Annotated in this window: 17 protein-coding genes; 9 read left to right on the top strand and 8 right to left on the bottom strand. The window is 66.5% G+C overall.

Annotated features, from left to right (window positions below; translation table 11 throughout):
• The first annotated feature begins 225 nt into the window (after positions 1–225).
• From hisI to HRUBRA_RS13275, 6 genes are read left to right on the top strand one after another with little or no spacing between them, the layout of a single operon-like run.
• Complete coding sequence (gene hisI / locus HRUBRA_RS13250) at positions 226–624, top strand: phosphoribosyl-AMP cyclohydrolase (RefSeq protein WP_035517939.1); 399 nt, start codon at positions 226–228, stop codon at positions 622–624.
• On the top strand, positions 617–958 hold the full coding sequence (locus tag HRUBRA_RS13255; RefSeq protein ID WP_035517941.1) for a phosphoribosyl-ATP diphosphatase: 342 nt from the start codon (positions 617–619) through the stop codon (positions 956–958). The genes hisI and HRUBRA_RS13255 overlap by 8 nt, the downstream gene beginning before the upstream one ends.
• Positions 959–970: 12 nt before the next feature.
• Complete coding sequence (tatA, locus tag HRUBRA_RS13260; RefSeq protein ID WP_035517942.1) at positions 971–1201, top strand: twin-arginine translocase TatA/TatE family subunit; 231 nt, start codon at positions 971–973, stop codon at positions 1199–1201.
• A gap of 11 nt (positions 1202–1212) precedes the next feature.
• A complete protein-coding gene (gene tatB, locus HRUBRA_RS15065) occupies positions 1213–1635 on the top strand; it encodes a Sec-independent protein translocase protein TatB (protein WP_035517943.1) in 423 nt (140 codons plus the stop codon).
• Positions 1636–1658: 23 nt separating this feature from the next.
• Entirely contained in the window at positions 1659–2402 is a 744-nt protein-coding gene (tatC, locus tag HRUBRA_RS13270) for a twin-arginine translocase subunit TatC (RefSeq protein WP_035517958.1), read from the top strand.
• A 28-nt stretch (positions 2403–2430) separates the two neighbouring features.
• Positions 2431–4197, top strand: coding sequence for an ABC transporter transmembrane domain-containing protein (locus HRUBRA_RS13275; protein WP_035517945.1), 1767 nt, complete (start codon positions 2431–2433; stop codon positions 4195–4197).
• Here the strand turns inward: HRUBRA_RS13275 and HRUBRA_RS13280 are convergent.
• The 6 genes from HRUBRA_RS13280 to HRUBRA_RS13305 form a co-directional block, all read right to left on the bottom strand.
• Positions 4172–5089 (bottom strand): hemerythrin domain-containing protein, encoded by a 918-nt coding sequence (locus HRUBRA_RS13280; RefSeq protein WP_035517946.1) that lies wholly within the window; start codon positions 5087–5089, stop codon positions 4172–4174. The two genes, HRUBRA_RS13275 and HRUBRA_RS13280, sit on opposite strands and share 26 nt — an antisense overlap.
• A 548-nt stretch (positions 5090–5637) precedes the next feature.
• Positions 5638–7002, bottom strand: coding sequence for an NAD(P)(+) transhydrogenase (Re/Si-specific) subunit beta (locus HRUBRA_RS13285; protein WP_035517947.1), 1365 nt, complete (start codon positions 7000–7002; stop codon positions 5638–5640).
• Positions 7003–7004: 2 nt separating this feature from the next.
• Complete coding sequence (locus tag HRUBRA_RS13290) at positions 7005–7286, bottom strand: NAD(P) transhydrogenase subunit alpha part 2 (RefSeq protein ID WP_035517948.1); 282 nt, start codon at positions 7284–7286, stop codon at positions 7005–7007.
• Position 7287: 1 nt separating this feature from the next.
• The gene (locus HRUBRA_RS13295; protein ID WP_035517960.1) at positions 7288–8430 is read right to left on the bottom strand and encodes a Re/Si-specific NAD(P)(+) transhydrogenase subunit alpha; all 1143 of its coding nucleotides are present in this window, start codon (positions 8428–8430) and stop codon (positions 7288–7290) included.
• A 182-nt stretch (positions 8431–8612) separates the two neighbouring features.
• Entirely contained in the window at positions 8613–9266 is a 654-nt protein-coding gene (locus HRUBRA_RS13300) for a ChrR family anti-sigma-E factor (RefSeq protein WP_035517950.1), read from the bottom strand.
• A gap of 7 nt (positions 9267–9273) precedes the next feature.
• Positions 9274–9795, bottom strand: coding sequence for a sigma-70 family RNA polymerase sigma factor (locus HRUBRA_RS13305; protein ID WP_236629876.1), 522 nt, complete (start codon positions 9793–9795; stop codon positions 9274–9276).
• 239 nt (positions 9796–10034) lie between these two features.
• Between HRUBRA_RS13305 and HRUBRA_RS13310 the strand changes: the two genes are divergently transcribed.
• Genes HRUBRA_RS13310 through HRUBRA_RS13320 form a run of 3 tightly spaced genes read left to right on the top strand, consistent with a single transcriptional unit; the run spans position 10035 to position 13310 of the window.
• Positions 10035–11294 (top strand): NAD(P)/FAD-dependent oxidoreductase, encoded by a 1260-nt coding sequence (locus HRUBRA_RS13310; protein ID WP_035517952.1) that lies wholly within the window; start codon positions 10035–10037, stop codon positions 11292–11294.
• Complete coding sequence (locus HRUBRA_RS13315; protein ID WP_035517954.1) at positions 11291–12046, top strand: DUF1365 domain-containing protein; 756 nt, start codon at positions 11291–11293, stop codon at positions 12044–12046. The genes HRUBRA_RS13310 and HRUBRA_RS13315 overlap by 4 nt, the downstream gene beginning before the upstream one ends.
• 1 nt (position 12047) lies before the next feature.
• Complete coding sequence (locus HRUBRA_RS13320; protein WP_035517956.1) at positions 12048–13310, top strand: SAM-dependent methyltransferase; 1263 nt, start codon at positions 12048–12050, stop codon at positions 13308–13310.
• Here the strand turns inward: HRUBRA_RS13320 and HRUBRA_RS13325 are convergent.
• Positions 13289–15685 carry an ATP-dependent DNA helicase gene (locus tag HRUBRA_RS13325; protein WP_052094897.1) on the bottom strand — a complete coding sequence of 799 codons (2397 nt, stop codon included), beginning with the start codon at positions 15683–15685 and terminating at the stop codon, positions 13289–13291. The two genes, HRUBRA_RS13320 and HRUBRA_RS13325, sit on opposite strands and share 22 nt — an antisense overlap.
• A partial coding sequence (locus HRUBRA_RS13330) for a VRR-NUC domain-containing protein (RefSeq protein WP_035517957.1) occupies positions 15678–16323 on the bottom strand: 646 nt, incomplete at its 5' end. The genes HRUBRA_RS13325 and HRUBRA_RS13330, both read right to left, overlap by 8 nt.

Below are 16323 nucleotides of genomic sequence, written 5' to 3' on the forward strand. Positions count from 1 at the left end.
GTCCGCGCGGGTCTGGCGGCGGTGCCGCTGCCCAGCCTGCTCCTCGGCGCCGCGGCGCTGCTGCTCGCCTGGCCCCGGCGGGCACAGCCCTGAGCCTGCGGTGAGGAGCCCTGAGCCAACGGTGAGGAGCCCCGAGCCAACTGAGAGGAGCCCTGAGCCACCTGTGAGGCAGCCCTGAGCGGTCTGTGAGACAATCCCGCGCCCGCTGGCGGCCAGAGTCAACCCATGAGCGACGACCTGATGAACGCAATCCACTGGAACGAGGACGGGCTGGTCCCGGCCATCGCCCAGGACGCGACCAGCGGGCAGGTACTCATGCTGGCCTGGATGAACCGCGAGGCCCTGGCGGCCACCGTGGCCGAGGGCCGCGCCGTGTACTGGTCGCGCTCCCGCGGGCGGCTCTGGCGCAAGGGCGAGGAATCGGGCAACGTACAGCGTCTTGAGAGCCTGCGCGTGGACTGCGACGGCGACACGCTGCTCCTGGCCGTGGAACAGGTCGGCGGTATCGCCTGTCACACGGGCAGGGCACACTGTTTCTACCGTGAGCTCGCCGATGGCGCCTGGGTCGTTACCGAGGCGGTCCGGCGGGATCCGGCGAGCCTGTACGGAGGCGAGCATGAGTGATGACATCCTGGCCCGTCTCGGCGCCATCATCGCCGAGCGCCGGCAGGCCTCCCCGGAGGACTCCTATGTGGCCCGCCTGCAGGCCGCAGGACTGAACCGGATTCTGGAAAAGGTCGGCGAGGAAGCCACAGAGGTCATCATCGCCGCCAAGGACGCCGGAGACGACGCCGGGCGTGACGCCCTGGTGGGCGAGGTAGCCGATCTCTGGTTCCACTGCCTGGTCATGCTGGAACAGGCCGGCACCGGCCCGGAGGCCGTGCTTGCGCGGCTCGAGGAGCGCTTCGGGCTGTCCGGTATCGCAGAAAAAGCAGCGCGCGAGCGCTCACACCAGTAAGAGGAAGACACCATGGGACTCGGCGGCATCAGCATCTGGCAGCTCCTGATCGTACTCGCGATCGTGATCATGCTGTTCGGCACCAAGCGCCTGCGCGGCCTCGGCAGCGATCTGGGCGGCGCCATCAAGGGCTTCAAGAAGAGCATGCAGGACGACGACGCAGCAGCCGACGACGCCAGGGAGAAAGGCGACCAGGATGACGACAAGCCGGCGCAGCACGACGACGACCAGCGCCCCTCCTGACCTGACAGCCCATGTTCGATATCGGTTTTGCCGAACTGCTGCTCATCGCCGTGGTCGGGTTGCTGGTCATCGGCCCGGAGCGGCTGCCCGGCGCCATCCGCACCGGCAGCGCCTGGCTGAACCGCCTGCGCCGGGGTTTCAACGAGCTCAAGCACGAAGTTCAACGGGAACTGCACAATGACGCGGTGATGGAGGAACTGCGCAAGACCTCCGAGAGCGTGCGCAAGGAGACCGAGCGCTGGCGAGATGATCTCACCGGCAGCGGTGATGGCAGGGCACCGGAAGACATAGCCGAAACCGAACGGGCACAGGCACCGGCGGAGCCCTTCGCGGACCCGGGTGCGGAAAGTACTGCGACAGCCCCCGCCGAGGCATCACCCGGGCCGCCCACGCCGACGGACGCGGCGGCCAGGGACGACGGAGACCGGCGGTGAGCGAAGACCCGAAAGACAGCGCCATGCCGCTGGTCGCGCACCTCACGGAGCTGCGCGACCGCCTGCTCCGGGCTGTGCTCGCGGTCCTGGTGGTGTTCCTCTGCCTGTTCCCCTTCGCGAACGATATCTACACCTTTGTGTCCCGGCCGCTGCGGGCCCTGCTGCCGCCGGGGACCAGCATGATCGCCACGGACGTGGCCTCACCCTTCCTCACGCCCTTCAAACTGACCCTGTTCACGGCGCTGTTTCTGGCCATTCCCTACGTGCTGTACCAGGCCTGGAGCTTTATCGCCCCGGGTATGTACCGCCACGAGAAACGCCTGGCCATTCCTCTGATGGCCTCCAGTATCATCCTGTTCTACTGCGGGGCGGCCTTTGCCTATTTCGTGGTGTTCCCGCTGATCTTTGCCTTCTTCACCAGCGTCGGTCCCGAGGACATCGCGATCATGACCGACATCAACCGCTACCTCGATTTCGTCCTCAAGCTCTTCTTCGCCTTCGGCGTCGCCTTCGAGATCCCCATCGCCGCGGTGCTGTTGATCTGGGCAGGCATCACCACGCCGGAGAATCTCGCCGCCAAGCGGCCCTACATCATCGTCGGCTGCTTCGTTTTCGGCATGCTGCTGACCCCGCCGGATATCATCTCCCAGTCGCTGCTGGCCCTGCCCATGTGGCTGCTCTTCGAAGCCGGCATCATCGCCGGGCGCCTGCTCCTGCGCGAGCGCGGCGGCAAGGACAAAAACAACGACAACGACAGGGATCTGTAGCGCGGATGCCCCCCTCGAGAGCCGGCTGATGGCAGAACGACGTCTGGGACCGCTGTTTGCGGTCGCTCACTACCTCGCTCCCTACCGCTGGCGCCTGGCGGCGGCAGCCACCGCCCTGCTGCTGACCGCCGGGGCCACCCTGGCCATGGGCCGGGGCATCCAGTTTCTCATCGACCGCGGGCTCACGGGCGGCACCAGCGCCGAGCTCGGGCGCGCCGTGGGACTCATTCTCTTCATCAGCACGCTCATTGCCGCAGGCACCTTCGTCCGCTTCTACCTGGTTTCCTGGCTGGGGGAGCGGGTGAGCGCCGACCTCCGGCTTGCGGTCTTCAACAACCTCGTGCGCCTGCACCCGGCCTACTTCGAGGAAAACCGCGCCGGAGAGATCCTGTCCCGGCTCACCGCAGACACCACGCTGCTGCAGACCATCATCGGCTCCTCCCTGAGCATGGCGCTGCGCAACGCGCTGACGCTGACCGGCGCCCTGATCATGATGTTCATCACCAACCTGGGCCTCAGCCTCATCATCGCCGCCACCGTGCCCCTGGTGCTGCTGCCGATTCTCATCTTCGGGCGCCGGGTCCGGCGCCTGTCCAGCGAAAGCCAGGACAGCATCGCCAGCGTCGGCAGCTATGCCGGCGAGATCTTTCAGAACATCAAGGTGGTGCAGAGCTTCAACCGGGAGGGCGACGAGGTAAAGGCCTTCGGGCACGAGGTGGAGCGGGCCTTCGCCATCGCCCGGCGCCGGGTGCGCCAGCGCGCCATCCTTGTCGGCGCCGCAATCCTGCTGCTCTTCGGCGGTCTGGCCGCAATGATCTGGTCCGGGGGGCAGGACGTGATCGCCGGCGCTATGAGCGGCGGCGAGCTCGCGGCCTTCGCCTTCTACGCCATCATGGTCGGCAGCGGCTTCGCTACCCTGTCGGAGGTCTGGGGCGAGCTTCAGCGCGCCGCCGGGGCGGCAGAGCGGCTCCTGGAGCTCGCCGCGGCAAAGAGCGCCCTGCCGGACGAACCCCGGCAGGCCGCAGGCAGCGGCGCCCGCATGGCCTTTGAGGCGGTAACCTTTCACTACCCCTCGCGTCCGGCGACGCCGGCGCTAAGCGAGTTCTCCCTGGCTATCCCCGCCGGGCGCTCCCTGGCACTGGTGGGCCCCTCCGGAGCAGGCAAAAGCACGGTATTCGAGTTGCTGCAGCGCTTCTACGACCCTGACGCCGGGGCCATCACTCTCGACGGCACCGACCTGCGTGACCTTTCCCTCGCCGACCTGCGCGACCAGCTGGCGCTGGTGCCGCAGCAGCCCGTGCTGTTCAGCGCCGACGTGCGCTACAACATCGCCTACGGGCGGCCCGGGGCCACCGCTGCAGACATCGAGACCGCAGCGCGCCGGGCGCACGCGCACGAATTCATTGAGCGGCTGCCGGACGGTTACGCCACGGAGCTCGGCGATCGCGGTGTGCGCCTCTCGGGCGGCCAGCGCCAGCGCATCGCGCTGGCCCGGGCCATCCTCAAGGATCCGAAGATTCTCCTCCTCGACGAAGCCACCAGCGCCCTGGACGCCGAGAGCGAGCATCAGGTGCAGCTGGCCCTGGCCGAGGTCATGGCCGGCCGCACCACGGTGATCATCGCCCATCGGCTGGCGACGATACGCCACGTGGACCAGATCGCGGTGCTGGACGGCGGCCGCGTGGTGGCAACCGGCAGCCACGCGCAACTACTCGCGGAGAATCCCCTTTACGCGCGGCTGGCCAGCCTGCAGTTCCGCGACGACCCGGTCAGCGAGGCGCCCCTGCGCGCCTGAGCAGCCGCAGGCGGTCCTTGCGCTCCCGGTTGACGCGGGTGAGGTCGGCCACCGTGTCCCGGGAGAGCTGGGACAGCTCCTCAAGCCAGCTCAGGGTGAGCCGGGCGTTATTGGCGGCGCAGAGCAGTGGCGCCTGCAGGGGCCGATCCAGCACGATATAGGTGGCTTCCCGCAGGGAGGACCGCAGATGATCGCCGGTGATCGTCGCACCGCCCTGCCAGGCCATGGTCATGACCTCCCAGGACTCGAGTAACGCCTCGATGCCGACCCACTCGATGACCGCCCCCTGCTCCACACCGTGGCGCAGGCTCCGGCGTACTTTCCGGGCCAGGTGCCGGAACTCGCGCTGTACCCGACGTCCGAAGACCGGGTCCGCGGCCGGATTGAGGCTGTCCTCGGCCTCGAGATCCCGCCAGTCGCTGCGGGTGAGTACGGCGTCGATCAGTGGAAAGACTTCGTCTTCCTCGAGGTTCATGTGCTCATGAGCGCGCCTGACGTAGCCGCGGCCCTTGTCCACCACTTCCCGGCCGGAGAGCTCACCCGCGCGCCAGCGTTCGATCACGTAGAGGACCTCGCGCCCCTCTCTTGCCATGTGGTCGTGGTCCCGCTCGAGTTCGCGGACTTCCCCGGCCATGCCCTGGTCAACTTCAGCCACATGGTCATAGATAAGGTCTTCCCGCGGGTGGTGGAAGCGGTCCGGCCAGGTCACCATATAGTCCATGATCTCGTAGAGGACATGGGTGTCGACCAGGTCGCCCCGCTCGATGGCGTTTAGCTGCTGCGACAGCAGCGCCATCACCGCTGCGATGTGGCGATGCTCGGCGCGCAGGGCCACCAGCATGGCAGCCTCGGGCGGGCCTGCGGACTTTTCCCGGCGCGGGCTGGGGGCCATGGTGTTCTCCGAGGGCGGTTCAATGCGAAAAGCGTAGCGGAGGTGTGCTTAGTCGGCAACACGCGAACCACACGAACCAGAGTCGTCACACAATTCCGGGGCGAGCGCGGGAATCTTCTCTCAGTCGCTCCACGATATTCGCTTGGTGAGAGAAGATTCCCGCGCTCGCCCCTGGCGCCCCGCGTGTCCGAGGCCGGGGCGGCAGGGGCGGCTGCCGGGGGATGCCCCCACCAAGCGAATATCGTGGAGCGACTGGGGGCATCCCCCGGTAGCCGCACCGGAAATCCAGGATAAACGCCCATCGTGGAGCGTCCCGGTTGAGCGAGGCTTGGAGAAGATTCCCGCGCGCTACCCTTGCGCCCCGCGTGTCCGAGGTCGGGGCGGCAGGGGCGGCTGCCGGGGGATGCCCACACCAAGCGAATATCGTGGAGCGACTGGGGGCATCCCCCGGTAGCCGCACCGGAAATTACCCGACACCTTGGAAAAATATCAAGGCGCAAAAAAAACGCCGACCCAGGGGCCGGCGTTCGGGGCGGTACTCGCGCGGCTCAGTCGAACTCGCGGATCAGCCCCGTGATGGTCTCTTTCGCATCGCCGAAGATCATCCGCGTGTTGTCCTTGAAGAACAGCGGGTTGTCGATGCCGGCAAAACCCGAAGCCATGGAGCGCTTGAGGACGAACACCGTCCGCGCATTGTCCACGTTGATCACCGGCATGCCGTAGATCGGCGAGGACTCCACCTCGCGGGCCGCGGGGTTCACGACGTCGTTGGCGCCAATGACGATCGCTACATCCACCGCATCCATACGCGGGTTGATCTCATCCATCTCCAGCAGAAGATCGTAGGGCACATCGGCCTCGGCCAGGAGCACATTCATGTGCCCGGGCATACGCCCGGCGACCGGGTGAATGCCGAAGACCACCTCGGCGCCGTTCTTCTCAAGAAGCTCGCGCAGCTCGTTGACCACGTGCTGGGCCTGGGCGACGGCCATACCGTAGCCCGGGATGATGGCGACGCTGCTCGCTGCCTCGAGGACATAGAAAGCATCCTCCACCGACAGCGGCTTGACCTCGCCCTCGATGCTGGCAGCGGCCTCTACCGGGTCGGCAAAGCCACTGAACAGCACGTTGCTGAGGGAGCGGTTCATGGCCTTGCACATAATCTGCGTGAGGATGATCCCGGAGGCGCCAACAAGAGAGCCGGCGACAATAAGGATATTGTTGCCGATGGCAAAACCCGCGGCACAGGCGGCCAGCCCCGAGTAGGAGTTCAGCAGAGAGATGACCACCGGCATATCAGCACCGCCGATGGGGATCACCAGCAGGATACCGAAGGCCAGGGACAGCAGCACAAGGAGGAACAGCCAGAGGCCGGTCTCGGGGAACGCCAGGAACAGAAGCGCCGAGACGATAACGCCCCCCGCTACCGCAAGGCTGACATTCTTCTGGTTCGCCAGGGCCTTGAGGTTGCCGAGCTTCTCGCTCAGCTTGCCCCAGGCGATGATCGAGCCGGTGAAGGTCACACCACCGATGAGGATGGACAGGGCGACCGTGAACAACGCAAAAGTGCTCGACGCCACCGCCATGAGCACGGCGGCAATACCGACCGCGAGGCTGGCGAGACCACCGAAGCCGTTGAAGAGAGCCACCATCTCGGGCATGGACGTCATCTGCACCTTGCGCGCAGCCACCGCACCGACAGCACCACCGACGACAAAACCTGCAAGGATATAGCTGTAATCGACAATACCCTGGTCCAGCAGTGCAGCCAGCACCGCGAGCAGCATGCCGACGGCGGAGATCTGGTTGCCCTTGCGCGCCGTCGCCGGCGAGCCCAGGTACTTCAAGCCAAAAATAAACAACGCGGACGCAATAACATACGCCAGTTGGATACCGATCTGTTCGGACGCCATGCTCAGCCCCCCCGCTTCTTGAACATCGCCAGCATGCGGTCCGTGACCATATAACCGCCCACGACATTGATAGAGGCCAGAGCCACGGCCGCAGCGCCCAGCCAGTTGGCCAGATCCCCGCGCCCCGTGCCCGCCAGCGCCACGGCGCCGACCACGGTGATGCCGGAGATGGCGTTGGCACCGGACATGAGCGGCGTGTGCAGCGTCGCCGGTACCTTGTTGATGAGTTCGAAGCCGACGAAGATCGACAGCATCAGGATGAACATCAGGAATACAGCTTCCATATCACTCCCCTCCCGCCAGCAGGTTCTTGATGGTTTCGTTGACGACTTCGCCGCCGTGCGTGATCACGCAGCCGGAAAGCATGTCGTGCTCGAGATCAATGAGCAGCTTGCTCTCTTCCTCATTCCAGACATCATCGACGAGATTGAAGAGGTTGTTGGAGTACATGACACTGGCGTCGCGGCAGACATGGTTCGGCAGATTGCCCTTGCCGATCACGGTAACGCCGCTGATCTGAACCACTTCGTTGGGCACGGAGCCCTCGACGTTGCCGCCGGTCTCGGCGGCCATGTCCACGACCACCGAGCCGGGCTGCATCCCCTCGACCATGTCCCGGGTAACAATGACCGGCGGCTTGCGACCGAAAACCTGAGCCGTGGTGATGACCACATCGGACTCGGCGATAACCGCCTTCTGCGCCTCCCGCTGCTTCTCGATCTGCTCAGGCGTAAGCTCCTTGGCATAGCCGCCGGCAGTCTCGCCGGTCTCCCCGAGGTCGATCTCGAGGAAAGTGCCGCCCAGGGACCGCACCTGCTCGGCCACCACCGGGCGCGTATCGAAGGCGGTAACCCGGGCGCCGAGGCGCTTTGCCGTCGCGATGGCCTGCAGACCGGCGACGCCGGCACCGATGATGAACACCTTGGCCGGCTTCAGCGTACCCGCCGGGGTCATCATCATCGGAAAGATCCGCGGCAGGTGCGCGGCGGCCTGGATCACCATGACATAACCGGCGAGGTTGGCCTGGGAAGACAGGGCGTCCATCTTCTGGCTGCGCGTGGTGCGCGGGATCATTTCCATGCTGATGGCACTGATCTTCCGCTCACGGAAAGCGTGCACCAGTTCATGCTCGTTGAAAGGATCGAGGTAGCTGATATGGACACAGCCTTCCTTCATGAGGCCGATCTCCTCCACCGCAGGCTTGCGCAGCCGCAGCAGTACATCGGCCTCACCGAGCAGTTTTTCCCGATCGGCCACAACTGTGGCACCGGCCTCGGTGTATTCCGCGTCCTCGAAGCCGGAGCCGGCACCCAGACCGGCCTCTACCTGCACCTCGGCACCGAGGCGCACGAGCTTCTTTGCAGACTCCGGGGTAACGGGAACACGGTTCTCCCCCGGATGGGTTTCTTTTGGCACACCTAAGAGCATGTCGATCATCCCCTGTCATGTTGTCTGGACCCGGCGCCAGGCGTTCTGCCGCGCCTGTTTTAACTATGCGACCAGTGCCATCCGCGCGTCGGCCTCAGGGGTCCGAAGCGCGGGGGCGCTGACTTTAGCACAGGAAACAGGCACCGGCATCTGCGGCGGGGGGGCAGGCGGTACGCAGTCCTTCAGCCGGCGTGGAGCCTCAGGAAAGGATTCATCCACCGGTATTTCCAGCTGGTGAACTTGAGCGGCGCATCGAGCACCGCAAGGCAGAGACAATCCTGATCCGGCAGCGCGCGCGGGGCGTGCTGCTCGTTTGCCCGCCGGTAGATGAAGTCCCCCGTGTTGTAGGTGCCCCGGTCATCGCTGAACCCGCCCTCGAGCACGAGGGTCATCTCGCTGCCGTGGTGGTCGTGATCGGGGATCTCACCGCCCGCCTTGATGTGGTAGAGCGCAAACTCGTAGTTCGGATCGCCGGTGCGAAGGTAGGAGATGCGCAGGGCCTCGGTAACCTTGCGCCACGGCAGGTCGCTGAAGTCACCGGTCATGAGCCGCTGAAGCAGCGCCGGCGTCGCACCCTCGCTGCGCCGGGGGCGGCTGTAACAAAGCGGCGCCGCCTCATCAAGACGCTTCAGCACCCGGTCGAGGAGCGCATCGCCGGCCACCGCCGGATCCTGCACCTCGAAAAGCGCTGCGCCGATGTTCTGCAGCTGGATGACACCGCGCTGGCACTCGCCGCAATAGTTGAGATGGGCCGCGATGCAGCTCGACTGCGCCAGAGACAGGCAGCCGGCAGCGTACTCCGTCAGCAATTCCAATTGTGGGTGATAGCTTGCCATGGTCGTTCTACGCACGCTCAAACTGTACCTGCAGCTTCTGGATCGCCAGGCGGACCCGTGATTTCACGGTGCCCAGGGGCAGGTCCAGTTCTGCGGCCGCCTCTGCGTGCGACTTACCCTCCATATAGACTTTTGCCAGAATCTGCATCTGGTCGGCCGGCAGCCCGGCCATCATTTCTCTTATACGGTCGCCGCTGCGTTTGGACTGCAAAAGGGCGAACGGCTCTTCACTTTCCTGCTCGGGGCTGAAATCTTCTGCCGACAGCGGCGTGTCAAACTTCTGCAGCCGACGGAAGAGATCCGTCCGGCAATTGCGGGCGATGGTATACACCCAGGTACTCGCGGCCGCCTTTTCCGGATTGAAGGCGGCGGCCTTCTGCCAGACCTTGAGCATGACCTCCTGCACCAGCTCATCGGCGTGATTTGCCGACATCGTCGAGCCGGAGAGGGCGAAGGCCTTGATCAGGGGCGCGAAATGACGAAACAGGCGCGAGAACGCAGCGCGATCATGCTTCTCGGCAATCAGCACAAGGCACTCGCTCCACTCGTCGGTGCGCCGCCCGGGGGCGGGCCACGCGGTAGCCGGCTTGCCTTTTGTTTCGTTCACGGACCACTCCAGGGCGCTTAAGTCGGTAGTATACGCTCGCACTGCGCCGGCGGATCAGCCCTGCAGCGCGACGGCCATGGCCTGATCCGCGCGGAGCCCGCGGGCGTATCACCGTCAAACACCACGACGTCGCATCGGGCGTCGCTTCCGAGGGAATATTCTTGCAGATTGCAGTAATTGGATCGGGGATCTCCGGGTTAGCGTGCGCTCACTATCTCAGCGCCAGGCACCAGGTCCACGTGTTCGAGGCGAAGCGCCAGATCGGCGGCCACACGGCTACGGTCGATGTCGAGCTGGGCACCCGTCGCTATGCCGTGGATACCGGCTTCATCGTTTTCAACGACTGGACTTACCCGAATTTCATCGCCCTCCTCAAGCAGCTCGGGGTCAGCAGCCGGCCGACCTCCATGGGCTTTTCGGTGCACGATGAAAACACCGGGCTGGAGTACAGCGGGAGCGGCCTCCGGGGCCTGTTCGCCCAGCGTCGCAACCTTTTCTCGCCCCGCTTTCTCGGCATGGTGCGGGATATTCTGCGTTTCAATCGCGAAGCCGTCGAAGACCTGGACGCCGGTCGTGTGGACGACGCGACCACCCTCGGCGAATACCTCGACCGCCGCCGCTATGGCCAACCCTTCCGGCAGCAGTATCTGGTCGCCATGGCCTCGGCTATCTGGTCCGCCGACTGCGACTCGATCCTTGATTTTCCGCTGCAGTTTTTCCTGCGCTTCTTCCGCAACCACGGCCTGCTGTCCGTCCGCGAGCGTCCCCAGTGGCATGTTATCGAGGGCGGTTCCCGGGAGTATCTTCGCCCGCTCTGCCAGCGCTTCGAGGACCGTATCCATACCGACTGCGCGGTGACTGCGATCCAGCGGCAGCCGGACCGGGTGACCCTGACCCTGGCCAGCGGCGAGCAGCAACACTTCGACCAGGTGGTCATCGCCACCCACTCGGACCAGGCTCTGGCCATGCTCGCCGATCCGAGTGCGGAAGAGCGGGCAGTGCTGGGTGCGCTTCCCTATCAGGAGAACGATGTGGTGCTGCACACGGATGTGCGTATGCTGCCGGAGAACCGCGATACCTGGTCGAGCTGGAACTACCGTCTCGGCGTGGACGATCAGCGCGCCGTCGTCACCTATAATATGAACATCCTGCAGGGACTGGAGGCTCCGGAGACGTTCTGCGTGACGCTCAACAACACCAGCGCCATCAATCCGCACAAGATTCTCGGCCGCTTCAGTTATGCCCATCCGGTGTTTTCCCTCGCCGGCATCGAGGCCCAGGGGCGCTGGAGCGACATCAACGGGCAGCGCCGCACCTGGTACTGCGGCGCCTACTGGCACAATGGCTTCCACGAGGACGGGGTGGTCAGTGCGCTGCGGGTGGCCGAGGCCCTGGCCGGGAGCGAGCAGGCCGCGGCATGAAATCGCGGCTGTACACCGGGCTGCTGCGCCATCGCAGGCACCAGCCGCGCGTCAACGCCTTCAGCTACCGGGTGTTCATGTTTTACCTCTCCCTGGACGAGCTTCCCGGGCTCTTCGACAACATTCCCCTGTGGTCTGCGCGGCGCCGGGCTATCGGGCGCTACCGGCGCGAGGACTTCCTCGGTGATCCGGCGCAGCCCCTTGACGACGAGGTTCGCCGGCGCATCCGCGAGGAAACCGGCCGGGAGCACCGCGGCCCCATCTACCTGCTCGCCAACCTGCGCTATTTCGGCATTCAGATGAACCCCATCTGCTGCTACTACTGCTACAACGAGGACGAGACGCGCCTCGAGTATCTGGTGGCCGAGGTGACCAATACGCCCTGGAACGAACGCCATAGCTACGTACTGCCCGCCGGCGAGGGGAATCGTCTTGCCTGCGACTTCGACAAGGCCTTCCATGTCTCGCCTTTCAATCCGATGGCGCAGCGCTACCACTGGCGCAGCAACACCCCGGGGCGACGCCTCGGCATCCACCTGGCCAACAGCGCCGGGGGCGAACCGGTCTTCGATGCAACCCTGGCGCTCACAGCGGAGCCGCTGACCGCCGGTAACCTCAATCGCATGCTGCTGCGCTATCCTTTCATGACCGCCAAGGTAGCTGCGGCCATCTACTGGGAAGCCTTGAAGCTGTTCCTGAAGCGGGTACCCCTGTATCCGCACCCCGAGAAAAGCAAACCGTCTGGAGTGTGACATGAACGACCTGAGCGTCAGCCGCATCCGGCTGTTACCGCAGGCCCGCAGCCTGCTTGGTGGCGATCTCGCCCGTAAGCTCATGCTGGGCGTGCTGGGGAAAATCAGCACCGGAAGTCTGGTGCTGCGGGACGGCGAGGAAACCCTCAACTTCGGCGAGCGCGGTCATCCCGACGAGCCGCAGGCAGAAATCGTGGTGCACAACCGCGAGGCCTATCGCAAGGTCCTCACCGGCGGCACCATCGCCTCCGGAGAAGCCTACATCGAGGGCGACTGGTCGTCCCCGGACCCTACGGAGGTCACTCGCCTGTTCAGCGCCAATATGGCAGCCCTGGAGACCATGCAGGCAAAGCAGCACTGGTATGTACGTGCCGGCCTTGCCGTCGCCCACGCCATGAACCGCAACACCCATGAGGGCTCCCGGCGCAATATCGCGGCGCACTACGACCTCGGCAACGATTTCTTCGGATTGTTCCTCGACCCGACCATGATGTACTCCGCTGCGATCTTCGACGATCCCGCAGCCACCCTGGAAACCGCGGCGGTGGCCAAACTGGACGCAATCTGCCAGCAGCTGGAGCTCAAGCCCACGGACCACCTGGTCGAGATCGGCACCGGCTGGGGCGGTATGGCTATCCATGCGGCCGGCCGTTACGGCTGCCGGGTGACCACGACCACTATCTCCCGGGAACAGTACGAGCACGCGCGGGCAGCGGTGGCGCGGCATGGCCTCCAGGACCGGATCACAGTGCTCTGTGAGGACTACCGGCAGCTCACGGGGCGCTACGACAAGCTGGTCTCCATCGAGATGATCGAGGCCGTTGGCCACGATTTCTATCAAAGTTACTTCCAGTGCTGCTCGAAGCTGCTCAAGGCGGACGGCAAGATGGTCATTCAAGCCATCACCATTCCGGACCAGCGCTACGACCGGGCCCGGCGCTCCGTCGACTACATCAAGCGCTACATTTTTCCCGGAGGCTGCCTGCCCTCCCTCGGGGTCATCGCCCGGCACATCGCCGAAGACACGGACATGCAGCTGGTGAACCTGCGTGACATCACCCGCGACTACGCGCGCACCCTGGCCCACTGGCGGGACCGCTTCCTTGCCAACCTGGACAGCGTGCGCGACCAAGGCTTCGACGACCGCTTCATCCGCATGTGGGAGTTCTACCTCTGCTACTGCGAGGGAGGCTTCCGCGAGCGCATCATCGGCACCGCCCAGCTGACCTTTGCCAAGCCCGGCTACCGCCCCCCGGGAGGCTGAGCTGCTACTTGGTAGTCCCAGTGCGGGGCAAGCAGACCTCGGAAAGGCGGCTGCAGGAAGCGCGGGTCGATGAGCAGGGCGGCGCCCCGGTCCGTATCGGCCCGCACCACCCGGCCCAGGGCCTGGTTGACCCGCTGTAGCGCCGGGTAGAGGCAGGCGCAGGTGAAACCGTCACGCCCCCGGGCGGCGAACCAGGCCTCCAGGGCACGGGTGTCCTGCGACAGCTGCGGCAGCCCCGGCCCCACCACCACCACCGAGCGCAGCTGCTCCCCGGGCAAATCGATGCCCTCGCTGTAGCCGCTGCCGAGGACGCACAGCGCGAGCACATCCCGGGCCGTGCCCAGCAGCGCAAGCAGATCCTCCCCCGCCGGCTCCCCGCTTGCCGGCTGCACCCAGAGCTGCCGGCCGGCAAGGCCCGCCGCAATCGCTTCGCGACAGTCGGCGAGGTAGCGATGGGACGGAAAAAAAACCAGGCAATTGCCGGGGTGCTCCCCGGCCCAGGCCAGCAACCGGGCCACCAGTGCCGCCCGGCTCGCCGCCCGCGCGGCGTAACGGGTATCAATAGCGGGCTCCAGGGTCACCGCCAGCTGCGAGGGCTCGAAGGGTGACGGGCAGCGGTGCCAGACCGCGTCGGGCCGGAAGCCCAGCCGCTCACCCATCCATGACGGCGGCGCCAGCGTGGCGGAGAAGGCGACGCTGGCATGGCCCGCCGCATGCCGCTGCCCCAGAAGCCGACCGGGGTCCAGGCAGTTGAGAACCAGCATCGCGCTCTCCTCCCCTGTGGGAGCGGCGCCTTGCCGCGACTCCGGCAGCGAGGTCGGTGGCGAGGCCGGTGGTCCGTTGAGAAGAAGCTCGCAGCGGTAGTCATCGCCCCACAGCCCGCAAACCCGCAGCCAGGCCAGGGCCCCGAACCATGCATCCTGCAGCGGCCCCGGCGCCGCCAGCACATCGGGGCGCTCGACCAGCAGGGCGGCCGCCGCAGCTACCAGCTCCTCCAGCGCCCGCGCCACGGTCTCCGGCGGCGCGGCCAGGGTGCTGACGCTCCCCGTGCTCCCCGTGCTCCCCGTGCTCCCAGTGCTCTCTCTGCTGTCCGCGCTGTCTGTATTCCCCGGCAGCAGCGCCGCGAGGGCCTCTGCGGCGCCCCCCAGAGCCCGCCGAAGCCGCCCCCGGGCCGCCCGCTGCGCCCGGCGAAGGAGCCCCAGCTCCAGCCGGGCGCTGTACATATCCCGGGCACGGGCGGGAAGGTTATGGGCCTCGTCGATGAGCAGGGACCAGCGCTCGCCCCGCTCCTGCGCCAGCTGCCCGAGGGTGCCGGCCAGGGAAAAAACATAATGCTGGTCGGCGATGATCACGTCGCACCAGGGCAGCAGGTCGAAGGCGAGCTGATAGGGACAGAGCCCGTGCCGCCGGGCAAGGGCCTCGAGGCCCGGCTGGTCGAGGCGGCGCAGCGCAACGGCTTCGGCGCGTGCCGCCGGCAGCTTGTCGTAGTAACCCCGGGCGTAGGGACATTCTTCCGGGCGACAGGCCTTCCCCGGTGAAAAACAGATGCGCTCCTTCGCCGTGAGCGTGAGCTGCGTGGCCGCAAGCCCCTCGTCCTCGAGCTGCGCCAGGGTCTGCTCCACCGCCCGCCGCCCCGTGTGCCGGGCCGTGCAGAACACCAGCCGGTCGTGCTTCCCCGTGGCCAGCGCCTTGAGGGCGGGGTATAGCACCGCCAGGGTCTTGCCGATACCCGTCGGCGCCTCCAGCAACAGCTGTCCGCCGCGGTCGATGCAGCGGTAGACCAGCTCCGCCGCGCGGCGCTGGCCGGCCCGGTAGTCCCGGTGGGGAAAAGCCAGGGCGGCGATGCTCGCATCGCGCGCCGCCGCCAGGGCATCGAGGGTATCCAGCCAGGCCCCGTAGCGCGCCAGGCTGTCCTCGAGAAAGGCCGCGAGCTCACCGGCGTCGTAGTGCTGCTCGAGGGTGTGTTCCGCGCCAGTGTCGAGCTGGTACCAGGTGAGGCGCACGGTCACCGCCGGCAGTTCCTCCTGCCGCGCCAGCATGGCGGCGTAGAGACGGCCCTGGGCGAGATGCTGGCGGCTGAGGGCCTCGGGCATACGCGCCGGGTCTACCCGGCAGGTCTTGATCTCCTCCACGAGCGCAGCGCTGCTGTCGACCCCGTCGGCCCGCCCCCGCAGCAGCAGCGTGCGGGCGCCATCGGTCCAGCGATGGCTGAGGGCGACCTCCGCCTCCCAGCCCGCCGGCCGCCGCGCCGCCAGTTCCCGGTGCCCGCGCTGCCCCTCTGCTGCCGTCGGCGAGGCCTGGAAGCGCTGGTCAATGTCACCGCTGCGGTGGCAGAAGGCCACCAGCTCGCGGACTGCAACGGCACTTTCAGGCATCGGCCCAGCTCACCTGCAGCACCGAGGCGGGCATGCCCAGGTCAGCGAAGTGGTTCAGCCACCGCCGCTGGTGCTCCTGCAGCGCATCGCCGGGACCTTTCACTTCATAGAGGGCGTAGTCGCCGGGGGCATCACCAAGAGCTGCCAGATCCGGGAAGCCGCGCCGGTTGTCTGCGGGGTCGAAGAGCAGCCGCTCCCAGGTGCCGGCAAGGTGGTCGAAGGGAATACACCACGCGGCACGCCGGACCAGCGCCTCGTCCAGAGCGCGCCAGTCCACCCAGTGGCACTGGTAGCCCCGATAGCGGCGAAAGGCCGCGGCAAGGAGCGCCGGCAGGTCCCCGGCCGCCAGCACCTCGAGGCGCTGCTCGATGGCCGCGCGGCGGCGCTCGAAGAAGGAGGCGCTGAACGCATCCGCGGGCCCCGCCTGGTAAGGGTGATGGAAGGCACCGGGCACCGGCGCGAACAGCTGCTCCCAGAAGGCGAGGCCGAAGAGGCCGGTAAACAGCGCGTTCTCGAGATAGAACACGGGCCGCCCGTCGCGGGCCTCGAGGGCGGCGGCGCTGTCGCGCTCCACGCTGCCGGTCGCGCGTGGCACGGTCAGGCTGGCGACCGCGAAATGGTCCCGGGGGCGGGGCTGC

The organism is Pseudohaliea rubra DSM 19751 (genome assembly GCF_000764025.1).
GTDB lineage: Bacteria > Pseudomonadota > Gammaproteobacteria > Pseudomonadales > Halieaceae > Pseudohaliea > Pseudohaliea rubra.